Genomic DNA, 16,166 nt, shown 5'->3' with positions numbered 1-16,166 from the left:
CCGCGAAAACGTGTATCATACACAGCTGAACGGCTGAAGTCCTTACGGTGCCCCACCGCGCGAAGTCGAGGTAGGGCACCGTATGTTTCTATCTCGCGGACGCGCGCCGTCCGCACATGCCGAACTTGCCTCGCGTCGCATATGCGGCGCACAACCCGAAAGGAGCCATATGATCAATCGCATCGACTCCGCGCTCGTGCCCTACGTCATCGAGCAGACCCCTCGCGGTGAGCGCAGCTATGACATCTACTCCCGTCTCCTGAACGACCGCATCGTCTTTTTGGGCGAGGAGGTCAACTCGGTGACTGCCAACCTGGTCATCGCGCAGCTTCTGCACCTCGAGAGTCAGGATGCCGAGAAGGACATCTCCCTCTACATCAATTCGCCCGGTGGCGAGGTCTATTCCGGTCTGGCCATCTTGGACACGATGAACTACATCAAGCCCGACGTTTCCACCATCTGCGTCGGTATGGCCGCCTCCATGGCCGCCGTCCTCCTGGCCGCCGGCGCTCCCGGCAAGCGTTTCAGCTTGCCGCACTCTAAGATTATGATCCACCAGCCCAGCGGTGGCGCCCAGGGCCAGCAGACCGAGATCGAGATCGCCGCTCGTGAGATCCGCGAGACCCGCAATACCCTGAACCAGATTCTCGCCGATTGCACCGGCAAGCCGTTCGAGCAGGTCGAGCGCGACACTGAGCGCGACAACTACCTCCGTGCCGAGCAGGCCCTCGAGTACGGCCTCATCGACCGCATCGTCACGTCCCGCAACGACTCCGGGAGCGAGCGCTAATGGCGGGCGACGAGTTCGGCCGCACCGCCGGCATGGAGGGCGACGGCCAGGTTCGCTGCTCGTTCTGCGGTAAGACCCAGGAACAGGTTCGCAAGCTCGTCAAGGGCCAGGACGGCATGTTCATCTGCGATGAATGCGTCGAGGCATGTAACGAGATCCTCGAGCAGTCATTCGCGCAGGACGAGATGATGCGTGCCTTTGGCTCCTACGTGAATCACGCCGAGCCCATGGACGATTTCGATATGGACGAGGATGGGGCGCCGGCCCCCACCATGCGCGAGACCGCCGAGCGCATCATCACCCGCGTACCCACCCCGCACGAGATCTATGACGCGCTGTCCCAGTATGTCATGGGCCAGGAGGACGCCAAGCGCGCCATGTCCGTGGCTGTGTACAACCATTATCGTCGCGTTTTGATGGGCGATACCGTCGAGGGTTCCCTGGGAGCGCATGTCGTCGACGAGGATGTCGAGCTTGCCAAGAGCAACATCTTGCTCCTCGGCCCCACCGGCACGGGCAAGACGCTCCTTGCGCAGACGCTTGCCCGCGTGCTCGAGGTTCCCTTCGCCATCGCCGATGCCACGGCGCTCACCGAGGCCGGTTATGTGGGCGAGGACGTTGAGAACATCCTGCTCAAGCTCATCACCGCGGCAGACGGCGATATCGACCGCGCGCAGATCGGCATCATCTACGTGGATGAGATCGACAAGATCGCCCGCAAGGCTGAGAACCTCTCCATCACGCGCGATGTCTCCGGCGAAGGCGTGCAGCAGGCGCTCCTCAAGATTCTCGAGGGCACCGTCGCCAGTGTTCCGCCCACCGGCGGGCGCAAGCACCCGCAGCAGGAGCTGCTTCAGATCGACACGACCAACATCCTGTTCATCTGCGGCGGCGCGTTCGTGGGCTTGGACAAGATCATCTCCGATCGCGTTGGCAACCAGGGCATCGGCTTCAACTCCGAGATCGCCGGCCCCACGTCCAAGGACGAGAACGTCCTGCTCAAGCAGGTTCTGCCCGAGGACCTCAACAACTTCGGCATGATCCCCGAGTTCATTGGCCGTACGCCGGTCATCACGCAGACCCAGGCCCTTTCCGAGGACGATCTTGTGGGTATCCTCACCGAACCCAAGAACGCCGTGGTCAAGCAGTATCGCCGCATGTTCTCCCTCGAGGGCGTGGAGCTCGTCTTCGAGCCCGACGCGCTGCACGAGATCGCCAGGAAGGCACTCGCGCGCAAAACCGGTGCCCGCGGTCTGCGTTCGATTTGCGAGGAGCTGCTCCAGCAGACCATGTTCGACCTCCCGAGCGAGGAGGGCGTTCTCCGTGTCGTCGTTACCGCCGCGGCGGTTCGCGGCGAGGAGCAGCCGCGTCGCGTCTATGCCGGGTCTGATATCGACCTCGACTAGCATCTTCGACGCGCATGCATGCGTTGTGCACCTTTGAAACGGCTGGCCATGTGCCAGCCGTTTTTCTTTTGAAGCCTTGACGGGATTTGCCCGTGAGCAATGGCGCGCCAGCCTCCAAAGCGCATCTCCCACGTGCTATCCTGTTGAGCAATTACGCAAACTTCGACTCTTCGGGAGCATGGCTATGGCAGAAGAGATGCCCAAGAACTACGATCCGGCGGTCAACGAGCCGGCTATCCTGCAGAAGTGGCTCGACGGCGGCTACTACAAGCGTCGCGAGGGCGTGGGCGATTGCACCGTCACCATCCCGCCGCCCAACGTCACCGGCATCCTCCATATGGGTCACGCCACCGACGACTCCATCCAGGATGCCATCGTCCGCATGGCCCGCATGCGCGGTCGCTCCACCCGTTGGATCCTCGGCACCGACCACGCCGGTATCGCCACGCAGACCAAGGTGGATAAGAAGCTGAAGAGCGAGGGCGTTTCCCGCCTGGAGATCGGGCGTGAGAAGTTCCTCGATGCCTGCTGGGATTGGACGCACGAGTACGGCGGCACCATCGTCGAGCAGATCAAGCGCATGGGCTGCTCCGTCGACTTCGACGGCGAGCGCTTCACCATGGATGACGAGTACGCCGAGGCGGTCCGCAAGGTCTTTTGCGACTGGTACCACGACGGCCTGATCTACCGCGGCAAGCGCATCGTCAACTGGTGCCCCGACTGCACCACCGCCATCTCCGACGACGAGGCGGAGTACAAGGACGAGAAGGGCCACCTTTGGCACCTGCGCTATCCCCTGACTGAGCCGGTCAACGGCCAGGAGTACATCGTTGTCGCCACTACGCGTCCCGAGACCATGCTCGGCGACACCGGTATCGCTGTTTCGAGCAAGGACCCCGAGAAGGCGGCGTTCGTGGGCAAGACGGTGAAGCTCCCCATCGTCGACCGTGAGATCCCGATTTTCGACGATTGGCATGTCGACCCCGATTTCGGCTCCGGCTTTGTCAAGGTCACCCCGGCGCACGACCCCAACGACTATGCGATGGGCGAGGCCCACGGTCTCGAGAAGATCAACATCTTCGACGAGCATGCCGTCGTCGTGGAGGGCTATGGCGAGTTCACCGGCATGACGCGCGACGAGTGCCGCGAGGCCGTCCTGGCGTGGTTCGAGGAGCACGACCTGCTCGACCACGTGGATGAGCACGACCATTCCGTCATGCACTGCTACCGCTGCGATCAGACGCTCGAGCCCTGGCTCTCCGAGCAGTGGTTCGTCGCCGTGGACAAGCTCAAGGAACCCGCGCTCAAGGCCGTCCAGGATGGTCGCGTGACCTTCCATCCGGCCCGCTGGACCGAGACCTACACCACCTGGATGGAGAACCTGAAAGACTGGTGCATCTCCCGTCAGCTGTGGTGGGGTCACCGCATTCCCGTGTTCTACTGCGAGGAGTGCGGCTGGGAGGATGCCTGCATGGACGACGTGACGGTCTGCCCCAAGTGCGGCTGCACCCATGTCCATCAGGACGAGAACGTGCTGGACACCTGGTTCAGCTCCCAGCTGTGGACCTTCGCCACGCAGGGCTGGCCGCAGCATCCCGAACAGCTCGAGGGCCATCATCCCACCACGGCGCTCGTCACCGCGCGCGACATCATCGCGCTGTGGGTCGCCCGCATGATCATGAGCTCGCTGTACTTCCTCGACGAGGTCCCGTTCCATGACGTCGTGATCTACCCCACGATCCTCGCCAAGGACGGCAGCCGCATGTCCAAGTCCAAGGGCAACGGCGTGAATCCCATGGATCTCATCGACATGTACGGTGCCGATGCCATGCGCTATAACCTGCTCACGCTGTGCACCACCAACCAGGACGTCAAGTTCGACGCCGACATCGACAAGAAGACGAAGGCCCTCAAGGGCTCGGCCCGCACCGAGCAGGCCCGCTCCTTCGTCACCAAGATCTGGAACGCCAGCCGTTTCCTGCTCATGAACATGGATGGCTACACCCCGGGCGAACCCGTCGCCGAGACCGCGGCCGATGCCTGGATGTTCAGCCGCCTGGCCAAGGCCACGCGCATGGTGACGGAGGGTATTGAGAAGTACACCTTCGGCGAGATGGCGCGCGGCGTCCAGAACTTCTTCTGGAACGAGGTCTGCGACTGGTACGTCGAGGTCACCAAGACCCGCCTCAAGGACGACGCCGCCCGCCTGCAGGCTCAGCGCAACCTGATCTTCGTGCTCGATGCCAGCATGCGCCTCATGCACCCGCTCATGCCGTTCGTCACCGAGGCCATTTGGGATCAGATGCCCGCCAGCTGGCTGGATATGAACGAGGGCGGCGGTATCGAGCGCGCCGAGGCCCTCATGGTCGCCTCTTGGCCCGAGCCCGAGGCCTTCGAGCGCTTCATCGATGAGGAGGCCGAGCGTTCCTTCGAGCTCGCCCGTGCCGTCGTGTCCGACGCCCGCTCCACCCGCGCCCGCTATCGCCTGAGCCCCAAGGAGTCCCTGCCCGTGGTCGTCAAGGCCGCGAGCGCCGAGGTCGCCGAGGCCATCGAGGGCATGGCCGACTTCATCTGCGGCCTGGCCAACATCAGCGAGCTTTCCGTGTGCGCCTCCGAAGGCTTTGAGAAGCCCGCTGCCGCCATCGCACTTGCCGGCGCCGATTTTGATGCCTATGTCGTCGTGGGCGATTTGGTCGACTTCGACGCCGAGAAGGCCCGCCTGAACAAGGAGCTTGCCACGGCGGAGAAGGAGCTTGCCGCCGCCGAGCGCACCCTGGGCAACGAGGGCTTCATCGCCAAGGCCGCGCCCGAGGTCGTCGCTAAGAAGCGCGAGCGCGCCGCCGAGCTCACTGAGACCATCGCCGCGGTCAAGGCACAGCTCGCCGACTTCGAGTAATCGGTCCATACGTTGATTCGAACCCCGTCGCATCGGTTGCGGCGGGGTTTGTGTTGCATACGGGATAGGGGGATATGATGGCGGAAAACGAGACGGGCACGGTGATGCTGCCGCCGGCTAAGACTCAGGAGGCGTTCGTCCACATCGGGTTCGCCAAGGCCAAGCTTACGCGTGGGCGGGCGTTCGTGCTCGCGATCCTCGCGGGCGCCTTCGTCGCACTCGGCGCGTCCTTCATGCTGATGGTTCGAGCGGATTCCACGCTTTCGCCGTCGGTGTCGCTCATCCTGGGCGGCCTGGCGTTTTGCCTGGGCCTGTTTCTCGTGCTCGTCGCCGGTGCCGAGCTGTTCACGGGCAATTGCCTCATGCTCATCGGTGCGCTCGACGGTCGGTACCCGATGATGAAGATGGTCCGCAAGTGGGCCGTCGTGTACGCGGGCAACGCCGTGGGCGCGCTGCTCGCCGTCGCATTGCTTCTCGCCTCGGGATTCCTCTCCTTGCAGGAGGGTTCGGTGGGCGAGCTCGCCTATGCCGTCGCACTCTCCAAGGCCTCGCTCGACCCTGCGACCGCCTTTGCGCGCGGCGTCCTGTGCAACGTCCTCGTGTGCCTGGGCGTTTGGATGGGCAGTGCCGGCAAGACGGTGTGCGACAAGCTCGCCGCGACGATTCTGCCGGTCGTGTCCTTCGTGGTGCTGGGATTCGAGCACTCCGTTGCGAACATGTTCTTCCTTCCTTTGGGCGTTGCCGCGCAGTCCATGCTGGGCATCGGCGCGATCCCGCTTGCGGGCATGGTATCCAACCTCATGTTCGTCACGCTCGGCAACATTGTGGGAGGTGCGGCTGTGGCGGCCGCTTATTGGTTCGTCTACGGTCGCGATGTGCGCGAATAGGGGATTGATATGAAGCGCGAAGGTGCCTATGTCGTGCCGTTCGAGTTCGAGGGGCTTTCCTACGAGCGGGCGGTGTCAATCGCCGCCGACACCGGAAAGATCGTCGGCGAGGCGGGCCCGCTGCTTGAGACTGTCATCGACATGCTCGATGAGCTCGGCCGGCCCGACGAATACTTCGATTGCATTCAGGTTGCGGGAACCAACGGCAAGACGTCGACCACTCGGTTCACCGCGGCGATTTTGCGCGGAGAGGGACTGCGAACGGCGCTGTACACCTCCCCCCAGCTCGTGCGCTATGAGGAGCGCATGGAAGTCGATGGTGGTGTGGTGAGCCCCTCTGTATTCGCGCACGGCGTCTCCGCTGCCGCAGAGGCGGGCCGTCGCGTGAACGAACGCCGCGCAGCTTCGGGCGAGCCGACCTACACCATCACGCCGTTCGACCTCCTGACCGCAGCCGCCATGGTCGTGTTCGCCGAGGAGAGAGTCGATGTGGCCGTGCTCGAGGTGGGCCTGGGCGGTCGCTGGGACGCCACGAGCGCCACCGACCCCGTGGCCGTGGCCATCACGGGCATCGGGCTCGATCACACGCATATCCTGGGCGATACGCTCGAGGAGATCGCGAGCGAGAAGGCTGCCGTCATCAAGCCCGGTCGCACGGTCGTGCTCGGCGAGGGCACGCATGAGCCGAGCGTCGAGCGCGTGATGCGCGCACGTTGCGATGCCTGCGGTGTCGTGCCCTGGGTTGTGGGACATACGGTTGTCGAATTGCCCGTGGGCATCGACGGTGCGGTTTCGTTTTCGACCGAGACCGCTCGTGCCACGTACGAGGTCTCAATGCACAAACCCGCTTACCAGCCGCAGAACGCCGCCTGTGCCATAGCGCTGGCGGAGGGGTATCTAGGTCGCCCGCTCGATGCGTCCGCGCTCGCCGTCTCTCTCGAGTCCTGCCCCATACCGGGCCGTTTCGACGTGGTTCGCGTTGAGCCGTTCGTATTGGTCGATGCATGTCACAATCCGCAGAGCTGCGAGAATTTCATCAACGCGGTCCGCGAGGCCGAGCCTGAGCGCGAAGCGCGGCCCGTACTGCTCCTCGCTGCGCTCTCGGACAAGGACGTACGGGGCATCCTCGACGTGCTCGTGCCGGAGTTTTCCCGTATCGTGGTGAGCGCGACGGCGAGCGACCGCGCCCTGCCTGCAGGGGAGCTCGCCCAACTCGTCTACGGTGAGCTCGACGCGCTCAATCGTCCGCATACGGATGTCATCGCCGTCTACCCCTCGGTTTGCGAGGCGCTCGACGCCCTTACGGAGGCGGGGGAGCCTGTCATCGCGGCCGGCACCATCACGCTCGCAGGCGAGGTCGCGGGCCTGCTCAGGTAGGCGCGGTTCTCGCTACAGGAAGCGGTACTGGACGGTCGCCACGCCCACGCTCAGGAAGTTCAGGGCGCGGGCCACGGCGGGCTGCATGTCGATCACACGGCCGTGCACATAAGGGCCGCGGTCGTTCACATAGGCGATGACCGAACGTCCGCCATAGCGAATCTCGACGCGGGTGCCGAACGGGACGTTGAGCATCGCGATGCCCATAGAGGTCTCGGTGACCGTCTCGCCGTTGGCGGTCGTGCCGCCCATGAATCCGTCGCCGATGCCGTAGTAGGATGCCACGCCCGTCTTCCATGTGATGGCGGGCGGTGTCGGAGGCGTTGGCGGCACAGGGGGCGCCGGCGGCACAGGGGGCGCCGGCGGCGCGGGTGGCGTGGTGGTGTCTTCGGGCTTGGGCGCCGCGGGTGTATCGGGTGACTGCGGGGCCGTGGCGCCGGCGTCGTTCGAGCCCGTGCCGGGGGTCGGAGCGGTGGGCCTGTTCTGGTTCGCATTTTGCTGCGCCTGCAGCTGGGCCGCCTGCTCGGCGGCCTGACGCGCGATCTCGGCCTCCTCGGCGTCTTCGGCATTCGCCTTCGCTTGGATCTTGGCGGCTGCGGATTGCGCGGTATCGAGCGCGTCCTGCGCACGGGAGAGCTGAAGGTCGGCCTCGTCTTTCGCGGAGCTCAACTCCGCGAGCTTGCCGTTGAGCTCGTCTTCGAGTGCATGCAGCTCGTCGAGAGCGGTGATGTTGGCGCTCTGTACGGTGCCCAGGTACTTGGTCATGCTGAGGAAATCGGCGAAGGAACCGGCGTTGAGGAGCATGGCGAGGGCGCCGCCGTTGGACGCATGGCGTTTGTACAGTTCGCGCGCGGCCAGGGCGGCGCGGCTCTGCGCCTGCGGCATGAGCTCCTGCTCAATGCGAATGATATCGTCGGCGGCCGTTTGCACCTGCTCGTTGAGCTCGGCGGCGCGTGACGTGGCATCGGCGTAGGTGCCGGCGGCGCGGGCGACCTCTTTTTGCAGGGAGGCGAGCTCGCCGCGCGTCGCCGCCGTTGCGGCCAGCGCGGGCTCGGGTGCGCCCGTGAGCGCGGGTATGCCGGCGCCCAGGGCGAGCGCCGCCGTGAGCCCCGCGACGCATGCGATCCGCCCTCTGTGCGTACAAATCCCTCTCATGGTGGCACGTGCCATGTAACAACCGCCTTTTCTCGTTGACGGTATCAGTATAAGGCAACCCTCAAGCTGAGGTTGAGCCTAAGGGTTGCGTTCAAATTTTCTATGCGACTGTGTCGGCGTGCGGAAACCTATGCTGGTCCTACGTCCATACTCGCGACCAGGTCGACGCCCGTATCGAGCAGGTTGGCGGCGATGACGTCCCCCATGCGCACGGGGGCGGAAACGCGCAGCTCCCGTATGGTTTCCATGGCGTCCTTGTGCAGGGCGCGGGGAATGGGGGAGCAGGTGCGCACGGGGACGAGGTGCTCGTCTCCGCCTTCGACCACGACCGTCGTGGCAAGGATGCGCATCGGGCACACGACTTCCTGTTCGGCGAAGCGCTTGCCGCGCGGGCACCGGTTGCCCTGTACGTTGGTGACGTGGGCGACTCCGTCCCCGTCCCGCTCTACGCATACCGTGAGCAGGCATTCGGATGGGCAGGTCGTGCAGTGGAACGTCTCAGTGCTCGTCATGGGGCATCACGCTTCTTCCACGGGGTCGATGGATACGGTCAGGGTCTCGCCCGGTTCCACGGCGGCGAGCATCTTGGGCGTTATGGGGGCCGCCTCCATGATGCTCGGCTTGTAGTCGCGCGCCTTGCCGCGGAAGAGGACGGCGTCGCCCACACGGATCACGAGCTGGGCGTGCTCGAGGGGGCGACGCACGCGGAAGAACGCCTTCGTGGTTGCCGCTCGGTTGATACGTGCCGGCACGATGTAGCCGGCCATGCCGCCGGGCTCGAGGGTCACGGGTTCTGAGAGAACATCGGGATTCGCCGTGCCGAGGGCGTGGGCGGCCGCGGCCGCTCCCGCGCGCGTCGCCTCGGCGGTGACGTTGTCGGCGAGGTCGTGTACCTGCAAGACGTTTCCGCAGGAGAAGATGCCGTCGACGTTCGTTTGCAGGTCCTGATCCACGCGTGCGCCGCGTGTGCGCGGGTCGATCTCGACCCCGGCGTCGCGGGCGAGCTCGTTTTCGGGGATAAGGCCCACGGAGAGCAGAAGCGTGTCGCAGGGGATGATGCGCTCGGTCCCGGGAATGGGGGAGAGGTCCTCTCCCACGCTCGAGACCTCGACGGCCTCGACGCGGTCTCGGCCGATCACGCGCGTGACCGTGGTGGATAGGTGCAGTGGGATCCCAAAGTCCTCAAGGCAGTTCTTGACGTTGCGATGCAGACCGTTGGCATAGGGCATGAGCTCGTAGACGCCCTCGACTTCGAGGCCTTCCAGGGCGCATCGACGCGCCATGATGAGACCGATGTCGCCCGACCCCAAGATCACGACGCGGTGTCCGGGGCGCAGGTTCTCGATGTTGATGTAACGCTGGGCGAGGCCCGCGGTGTACACACCAGCGGGACGGCTACCCGGGATTTTGATCTCGGAGCGGGTGCGCTCGCGGCAGCCCATGGCGAGTACCACCGAGCGGCAGGTGAGGCGGACCATGCCGTCTTCGCTCATGACGGTGACGCTGTGCGCCGTGCCCTCTCGTCCGCCTTCGTCGATGCCGAGCGCCATGGACCCGAGCATGACATCGATGCCGGCCTCGCGCACGCGGTTGATGAAACGCTGGGCGTATTCGGGACCGGTGAGCTCTTCTTTGAAATGGGTGAGACCGAAGCCGGGATGGATGCACTGGCGCAGGATGCCGCCAAGATGCTCGTTGCGCTCGATGACTACGGTTGACGCGCCGGCTTCGTGCGCTGCGAGGGCTGCTCCCATGCCCGCGGGGCCGCCGCCGATGACGACGACATCGTAATCGCGTGTTTCGATCTGAGTCATGCTAGCAGTCCTCCTCGGCGATGGCACCCGTGTGGGCGTCCGGGTTCTTAAGCGGTCCGTCGACAATCCATGAGCCCGTGTCTTCCAGCGGGACTTCGGAGGGGGCAACGCCGAGTTCTCGGGCGAGGATCTCAACGACGCGGCTCTGGCAGAAGCCGCTTTGGCAACGGCCCATGCCGGCGCGGCAGCGGCGTTTGACGCCCTCGACCGAGATGGCGCCCGGCTTGCGGTGGATAGCGGCGACGATCTCGGCCTCCGGCACCGTCTCGCAACGACAAACGATGCGGCCCCATGCCGGGTCCGTCTCGATGAGCTCCTCCTTGCGCTCGAGGGGGGCGAGGTCGAAGTCGTCCGGCATGCGGCGGATGGGGTTCCAGTCGGCGCGTTCGACGAGCTCGATGCCCGCCTCGCTCAGGAGCTGCTCCATGCGCTCGGCAACTGCCGGTGCGCTGGCGACGCCAGGGGACTGGATTCCCGCGGCGTGGAACAGACCGGGCGTGGAGTCGGAGGCTTCGATGAGGAAGTCGTTTGTTTTCTCGAGTACGGCGCGGCCCCCTGCGAAGGTGCGGACGACGCGGCGCGTATCGAGGTCGGGAACGAGCTTGCGCGCGCCGGAGAGCAGGGCCTCCACATCGCCGGCGTACGTGTCCTTGTCTCCTTGCTCTCGCATCTCGGCGGTGGCGGTGATGACCGTGTTGTTGTGTACAGTTCCCGTGACGATGACGCCCTTGGATACCGGGGTCGGCACCGGGTAGAGCGGCGTGATGGCGCGGGGCTCCTTATCGAGTACGGCGATGTTGCCCTGGCGCCATACCATGCGCAGCCCGCGATCTCCTGCCATGCGCGAGATCTCGCCCGCGCCGCTGCCGGCGGCGTTGATCAAGATCTCGCATCGGACGTCTCCCTTGGGCGTGGAGAGGACGAACCCTCCCTCTTTCGGGCGGTCGATGGCCGTTACCGGGGCGCCGCGCATGAAGGCGGCTCCGTTAGCTACGGCGTTCTCGGCTGCAGCGATAGCGACTTCGAACGGATCGACATAGCCGGTTGAGGGGCACCATAGGGCGCAGGTGGCGTCCGGGTTGGCGCGCGGCTCCAATTCGGCGATGCGATCGGGGCCGACGATCTCGAGGTGGGGGACGCCGTTGGCCAGGCCGTTGTCGCGCAGGTGCTCGAGGGTGGCGAGGTCCTCGTCGGTAAAGCCTAGAACGAGGGAGCCCGTGCGGTGGAACAGGAAGCCGAGCTCCTCTGACCATCTGCCGTACAGCTCGCACCCGCGGGCGTTCATCCTCGCCTTCGTCGTCCCGGGGGCGGGGTCGTACCCGGCGTGGACCAGGCCGCCGTTGGCCTTCGATGCCCCGAGCGCGATGTCGTCGGCCGCCTCGATGAGGCATATCGTCTTGTCGTATCGCGCGAGCTGCCGCGCGATGGCGCAACCGGTGATGCCCGCGCCGACGATGGCGATGTCGTACCTAGCTTCCATGGTGCCGCTCCCGTCTGAGCACCGGGCGTGCGTCCGTGGGCCCGCGGCCGGTGCATTCTGTAGACAAAGTGTCAACAAACAATGCTACGCGTGTCGCTTATCTTCGCTAGGGCCAATCGGCCGAGCGGACGGCTTGGTCCGCAAACGGCCCCGGCGCCGCGCGATTGCGGTGGTCGATGGGCCCGCTGTGTCGTTAACGTGCGCGGATGTCGGTCGTTTCCGATGAGGGGGCGGGTGGTATACAATACGGTGCGATTATGAACAGCTTTGCAATCTCGCAACCGGCTGAAAGGTGAGGCTCATGTCCAAGTACATCGAGGAGCTCATGTCCCCGCAGTTGATGTTTGCCATGTATGGCTTCATCGCCTTCGTGGTCGCTCTCTACCTGCTCTCCGTCGTGTATGTCTTCATCGACGCGAAGCGTCGCGGCGTCCAGGCGTTTTGGGCCTGGGGCCTGCTCGCCCTCGTCCCGTTCGTCGGCCTTATGGCCTATATCGTGATGCGCCCGGCGTCCTACGTGGCGGACCGCGAGGAGCAGGAGCTCGACATGGCGCTGCGCGAGCGTCAGCTCGCCCAGTATGGCAGCTGCCCCAACTGCGGCACCACCATCGAGAAGGATTTCATTGTCTGCCCGGTGTGCAACACGCAGGTCCGCAACGTCTGCCCCACGTGCAAGCGTCCACTGGAGGCGCACTGGAAGGTCTGCCCCTTCTGCCGAACTCACATTCAATAGGCGCGAGCTTCCCCGTGCGCCGCACGGGGCCGATGAACCGCGCCGTAACGCACCCGTCACCCTCTGGATGGCGGGTGCGTTCCTATTCCGTGCTTCTCGGCGCTCTCCTGGATTGGAGGCCCAAATGCGCGGGCAAACGGGTACACTGGAAAAGTTACAGAGGTAATGCACCGAATCGGAAAGGTTTTAGATATGAAGGCACTGTACAACGACGGCTCTGTGGCCGAGGTTGAGGCCGACGAGGCCCAGCACGTCATCCGCCACTCCGCCGCCCACATCATGGCCCAGGCCATCAAGCGCCTCTACCCCGAGGCCGACTTCGCCTACGGCCCCGCGACTGACAACGGCTTCTATTACGACGTTGACCTCGGCGATAAGAAGATCTCCGAGGACGATCTGCCCGCCATCGAGGCCGAGATGAAGAAGATCGTCAAGGAGAACCTTAAGTTCCAGGTCTTCGAGCTGCCTCGCGAGGAGGCCATCGCCCTCATGGAGGAGCGTGGTGAGAAGTACAAGGTCGAGCACATCGGCGACCTGGCCGATGACGCCCGCATCACCTTCTACCAGCAGGGCGATTACATCGACATGTGCGTCGGCCCGCACCTCACCTACACCAAGGCCCTCAAGGCCTTCAAGCTCACCGGCGTGTCTGGCGCCTACTGGAAAAACGACGCCAACAACAAGATGCTCACGCGCATCAACGGCACGGCTTTCGCCACCAAGGATGAGCTGGAGGCGCACCTCACCTTCCTCGAGGAGGCCAAGAAGCGCGACCATCGCCGCATCGGCCGCGAGATGGACCTGTTCATGATGCGCGACGAGGCCCCTGGCTTCCCGTTCTTCCTGCCCAACGGCATGGTCCTCAAGAACACCCTGCTCGACTACTGGCGCGAGATCCATCACAAGGCCGGCTACGTCGAGATCTCCACGCCGCAGATCATGAACAAGAGTCTGTGGCTCACCTCCGGTCACTGGGACCACTACAAGGACAACATGTACTCCACGATGATCGACGACGAGGAGTACTGCATCAAGCCCATGAACTGCCCGGGCGGCGTGCTCGTGTACAGCTCCAAGCCCCATAGCTACCGCGAGCTGCCCATCCGCGCCGGCGAGATCGGCCTGGTGCACCGCCACGAGCTCAAGGGCGCCCTGCACGGCCTGTTCCGCGTCCGCTGCTTCAACCAGGACGACGCGCACCTGTTCGTCACGCCCGAGCAGCTGACCGACGAGATCGTGGGCGTCGTGCGCCTGATCGACTCCGTGTACCAGAAGTTCGGCTTCAAGTACCACGTCGAGCTCTCCACCCGCCCCGAGGACTCCATGGGCTCCGACGAGGACTGGGCTGCCGCCGAGGAGGGCCTCAAGGTCGCGCTCGGCCAGCTCGGGATGGACTACGTGGTCAACGAGGGCGACGGCGCCTTCTACGGTCCCAAGATCGACTTCCACCTGGAGGACTCCCTCGGCCGCACCTGGCAGTGCGGCACCGTGCAGCTCGACTTCCAGATGCCGCAGAACTTCGACCTCACCTACGTGGACGCCGACGGCGAGAAGAAGCGCCCGATCATGCTGCATCGCGTGTGCTTCGGCTCCATCGAGCGCTTCATCGGCATCCTGATCGAGCACTTCGCGGGCAAGTTCCCCGTGTGGCTCGCGCCCATGCAGGTTAAGGTCCTGCCCGTCTCCGAGAAGAGCCGCGACTACGCGCACCAGGTCACCGAGCAGCTCGAGGCCGCCGGCATCCGCGTGGTGTGCGATGATCGCGACGAGAAGATCGGTTACAAGATCCGCGAGGCCCGCGGCGTCGATCGCGTGCCCTACATGCTGATCCTGGGCGAGAAGGAGGTCGAGGCCGGCAACATCTCCGTCCGCGACCGTTCCAACGAGACCGTCCCGATGGCCGTCGATGAGTTTATCGCCAAGGTCGTTGAGGAGACCCGTACGCGCGCGTAGGACGCAGCCGGGTTCATCGCTATGATGCGCACGCCGCTTCGGGTCCCATGGGCTCGGCGCGGCGTGCGTCATGCTTTGCGCCCACTGTTCAGGAGGGGAAGGGCGGTTCCAACGTGATGGCTCAACAGGAGCTCGAGACCCGATATGCGCAGCTCGTCTGCGCCGAGATCGCCGTCTTCGTGTACGGCGATCGTGTCGACGAGGCGCTCGCGCGCCTTGGCGCCATGGCGGAGGAAGACCGTTTGGCCGATATGGTCGGCGGCGCGGGCCTTCGCGTGGCGGATGTCCGTGCCGAGTCCCATGAGGTTCATGCTCACGGCGGTCTTATGTGGGTGGATATCACCGTGCCGTCGCATTTTGGTTGCCATGCCTTCGAGCTCGGTGCCGACGTGCAGTGCGAGGCGCTCGACCGCGTTGCGGGCGGGTTGCTCGATCGCAAGGTGGTCGCGCTTTCCGCACGTGGTACCCGCGCCCTCGCCCGCGTGGGGGACCTGCCTTCTTGCGCGTTGGCTCAGGACGATCTCGAGGTTATCGCTCATGGTCTCGATAGCGTCTCGACGCGTATGCAACGCCATTTCGATCATGCCCGCGCCCTCGCCGAGTACCTTTCCTGTTGCGATGGTTTGGTCCGGGTCGATTACCCCGGTCTCGCCACGCATCCCGATCGCTCGCTGGCCGAGCGCGCGCTGCGCCACGGCTTCGGCCCCGCCGTCGATTTCGAGCTCCCCGGGGACTGGGGCGCCACGGCGGGGGATTTCATCGAGCGCTGCCGTTTCAACGGCCGAGATTGCCACGCCGGAGGACCCCGTACGCGTCTGCATGCGCGCGATGGGTGGCAGGGGAGCGCGGTCCGCATATTCGCCGGCCTCGACGACCCCCTCGCCATCGCCGATGATCTTGACCAGGCCATGCGCTGGTTCCGCAATCCTCCGCAGCCGTAGGAGGCCGTCTCACGACATTGTCGCCGCCGCCGTGCGATCGAAGCGGCTTCGCCCGCCGGGCCTCGTTTTCCGTCGTGCGTGTACCGGTGCGTTTTCCGTGGGCGCCTGATGGCAAGCCCGTCTCAAGCTATGAGTTTGGAGGGAACTCATGTCCGTTATCACCGCCGCAGCTCTTGCTGAAAGCACTGTGCTCGGAATCGCTCTGGCCATGGATGCCATGGCAGTCACCTTGTCGAACAGCCTGTGCGAACCCGACATGCCCCTGTCGAAGAAGTTCGGGATGCCCGTCGCGTTCGCCCTGTTTCAGATGATGATGCCTGTTTTCGGTTACCTGGGCGGAACGCTCATCGCGGAGTACATCGAGCGTTACGCGGGCATTGTCTCGCTCGTCATCCTCGCATTCGTGGGCGGGAAGATGATCGTCGAGGCGGTGCGCGAGCTTCGTGAGCCGGAGGCATGCCCCGCGGCGCGCCTTACCTGGGCGACGATTGGCATGGAGGCCGTCGCCACCGCCATCGACGCGTTCGTCGTGGGTGTGAGCTTTGCCGCCGAGTGCAAGGATGTCGTCCTCTATTGCGGGATGATCGGGGTGACCACGCTCGTCTGCTGCCTGCTCGTGCTGGCTCTTGGCCGCAAGCTCGGTGAGCGCTTCGGCGCGCGTGCCGAGGTCGTTGGCGGCATCGTGCTCATCCTGATCGGCGTCAAGGCGTTTTTGGGGTTGTAGTTGCCCTGTC

At 64.8% G+C, this 16,166-nt stretch carries 13 protein-coding genes; 9 read left to right on the top strand and 4 right to left on the bottom strand.

The window, feature by feature from the left end:
• Positions 1-169 precede the first annotated feature (169 nt).
• The 5 genes from FY258_RS04630 (at position 170) to FY258_RS04610 (ending at position 7,356) form a co-directional block, all read left to right on the top strand.
• Positions 170-790, top strand: coding sequence for an ATP-dependent Clp protease proteolytic subunit (locus FY258_RS04630; RefSeq protein WP_006722436.1), 621 nt, complete (start codon positions 170-172; stop codon positions 788-790).
• Entirely contained in the window at positions 790-2,196 is a 1,407-nt protein-coding gene (gene clpX, locus FY258_RS04625) for an ATP-dependent Clp protease ATP-binding subunit ClpX (protein ID WP_118103527.1), read from the top strand. The genes FY258_RS04630 and clpX overlap by 1 nt, the downstream gene beginning before the upstream one ends.
• A gap of 184 nt (positions 2,197-2,380) precedes the next feature.
• Positions 2,381-5,092, top strand: a complete 2,712-nt coding sequence (locus FY258_RS04620) for a valine--tRNA ligase (RefSeq protein WP_118103525.1) — start codon at positions 2,381-2,383, stop codon at positions 5,090-5,092.
• A gap of 77 nt (positions 5,093-5,169) precedes the next feature.
• Positions 5,170-5,979: a formate/nitrite transporter family protein gene (locus tag FY258_RS04615; RefSeq protein ID WP_259324442.1), complete on the top strand. Its 810-nt coding sequence runs from the start codon at positions 5,170-5,172 to the stop codon at positions 5,977-5,979.
• 9 nt (positions 5,980-5,988) lie between these two features.
• Positions 5,989-7,356, top strand: a complete 1,368-nt coding sequence (locus FY258_RS04610; protein ID WP_118103521.1) for a bifunctional folylpolyglutamate synthase/dihydrofolate synthase — start codon at positions 5,989-5,991, stop codon at positions 7,354-7,356.
• Between the two features lie 12 nt (positions 7,357-7,368).
• Here FY258_RS04610 and FY258_RS04605 read toward each other — a convergent pair whose 3' ends face one another.
• The 4 genes from FY258_RS04605 to FY258_RS04590 form a co-directional block, all read right to left on the bottom strand.
• Positions 7,369-8,526, bottom strand: a complete 1,158-nt coding sequence (locus tag FY258_RS04605; protein ID WP_118103519.1) for a septal ring lytic transglycosylase RlpA family protein — start codon at positions 8,524-8,526, stop codon at positions 7,369-7,371.
• 113 nt (positions 8,527-8,639) lie between these two features.
• Positions 8,640-9,023, bottom strand: coding sequence for a DUF1667 domain-containing protein (locus FY258_RS04600; RefSeq protein WP_118103517.1), 384 nt, complete (start codon positions 9,021-9,023; stop codon positions 8,640-8,642).
• A 6-nt stretch (positions 9,024-9,029) separates the two neighbouring features.
• Positions 9,030-10,325 (bottom strand): NAD(P)/FAD-dependent oxidoreductase, encoded by a 1,296-nt coding sequence (locus FY258_RS04595; protein ID WP_118103515.1) that lies wholly within the window; start codon positions 10,323-10,325, stop codon positions 9,030-9,032.
• Position 10,326: 1 nt separating this feature from the next.
• On the bottom strand, positions 10,327-11,805 hold the full coding sequence (locus tag FY258_RS04590; protein ID WP_118103513.1) for an NAD(P)/FAD-dependent oxidoreductase: 1,479 nt from the start codon (positions 11,803-11,805) through the stop codon (positions 10,327-10,329).
• Between the two features lie 301 nt (positions 11,806-12,106).
• Between FY258_RS04590 and FY258_RS04585 the strand changes: the two genes are divergently transcribed.
• From FY258_RS04585 to FY258_RS04570, 4 genes are all read left to right on the top strand, one after another.
• Entirely contained in the window at positions 12,107-12,538 is a 432-nt protein-coding gene (locus tag FY258_RS04585; RefSeq protein WP_006722445.1) for a double zinc ribbon domain-containing protein, read from the top strand.
• A gap of 192 nt (positions 12,539-12,730) precedes the next feature.
• Positions 12,731-14,491: a threonine--tRNA ligase gene (thrS, locus tag FY258_RS04580; protein ID WP_118103511.1), complete on the top strand. Its 1,761-nt coding sequence runs from the start codon at positions 12,731-12,733 to the stop codon at positions 14,489-14,491.
• Between the two features lie 116 nt (positions 14,492-14,607).
• Entirely contained in the window at positions 14,608-15,432 is an 825-nt protein-coding gene (locus FY258_RS04575; RefSeq protein WP_259324465.1) for a PLP-dependent transferase, read from the top strand.
• 148 nt (positions 15,433-15,580) lie between these two features.
• A complete protein-coding gene (locus FY258_RS04570; protein ID WP_118103509.1) occupies positions 15,581-16,156 on the top strand; it encodes a manganese efflux pump MntP in 576 nt (191 codons plus the stop codon).
• Positions 16,157-16,166: the final 10 nt, after the last annotated feature.

This window comes from Collinsella intestinalis (assembly GCF_902364775.2).
In the GTDB taxonomy this organism is placed as follows: Bacteria; Actinomycetota; Coriobacteriia; order Coriobacteriales; family Coriobacteriaceae; genus Collinsella.
This window is presented reverse-complemented; position numbering and strand designations above follow the sequence as displayed.

Coding starts and splice junctions, on each gene's coding strand:
- FY258_RS04590 (WP_118103513.1), bottom strand. CDS start 11,805: ATGGAAGCTAGGTACGACATCGCCATCGTCGGCGCGGGCATCACCGGT.
- FY258_RS04630 (WP_006722436.1), top strand. CDS start 170: ATGATCAATCGCATCGACTCCGCGCTCGTGCCCTACGTCATCGAGCAG.
- FY258_RS04575 (WP_259324465.1), top strand. CDS start 14,608: ATGGCTCAACAGGAGCTCGAGACCCGATATGCGCAGCTCGTCTGCGCC.
- FY258_RS04605 (WP_118103519.1), bottom strand. CDS start 8,526: ATGGCACGTGCCACCATGAGAGGGATTTGTACGCACAGAGGGCGGATC.
- FY258_RS04570 (WP_118103509.1), top strand. CDS start 15,581: ATGTCCGTTATCACCGCCGCAGCTCTTGCTGAAAGCACTGTGCTCGGA.
- FY258_RS04595 (WP_118103515.1), bottom strand. CDS start 10,325: ATGACTCAGATCGAAACACGCGATTACGATGTCGTCGTCATCGGCGGC.
- FY258_RS04615 (WP_259324442.1), top strand. CDS start 5,170: ATGGCGGAAAACGAGACGGGCACGGTGATGCTGCCGCCGGCTAAGACT.
- thrS (WP_118103511.1), top strand. CDS start 12,731: ATGAAGGCACTGTACAACGACGGCTCTGTGGCCGAGGTTGAGGCCGAC.
- FY258_RS04600 (WP_118103517.1), bottom strand. CDS start 9,023: ATGACGAGCACTGAGACGTTCCACTGCACGACCTGCCCATCCGAATGC.
- FY258_RS04585 (WP_006722445.1), top strand. CDS start 12,107: ATGTCCAAGTACATCGAGGAGCTCATGTCCCCGCAGTTGATGTTTGCC.
- FY258_RS04620 (WP_118103525.1), top strand. CDS start 2,381: ATGGCAGAAGAGATGCCCAAGAACTACGATCCGGCGGTCAACGAGCCG.
- clpX (WP_118103527.1), top strand. CDS start 790: ATGGCGGGCGACGAGTTCGGCCGCACCGCCGGCATGGAGGGCGACGGC.
- FY258_RS04610 (WP_118103521.1), top strand. CDS start 5,989: ATGAAGCGCGAAGGTGCCTATGTCGTGCCGTTCGAGTTCGAGGGGCTT.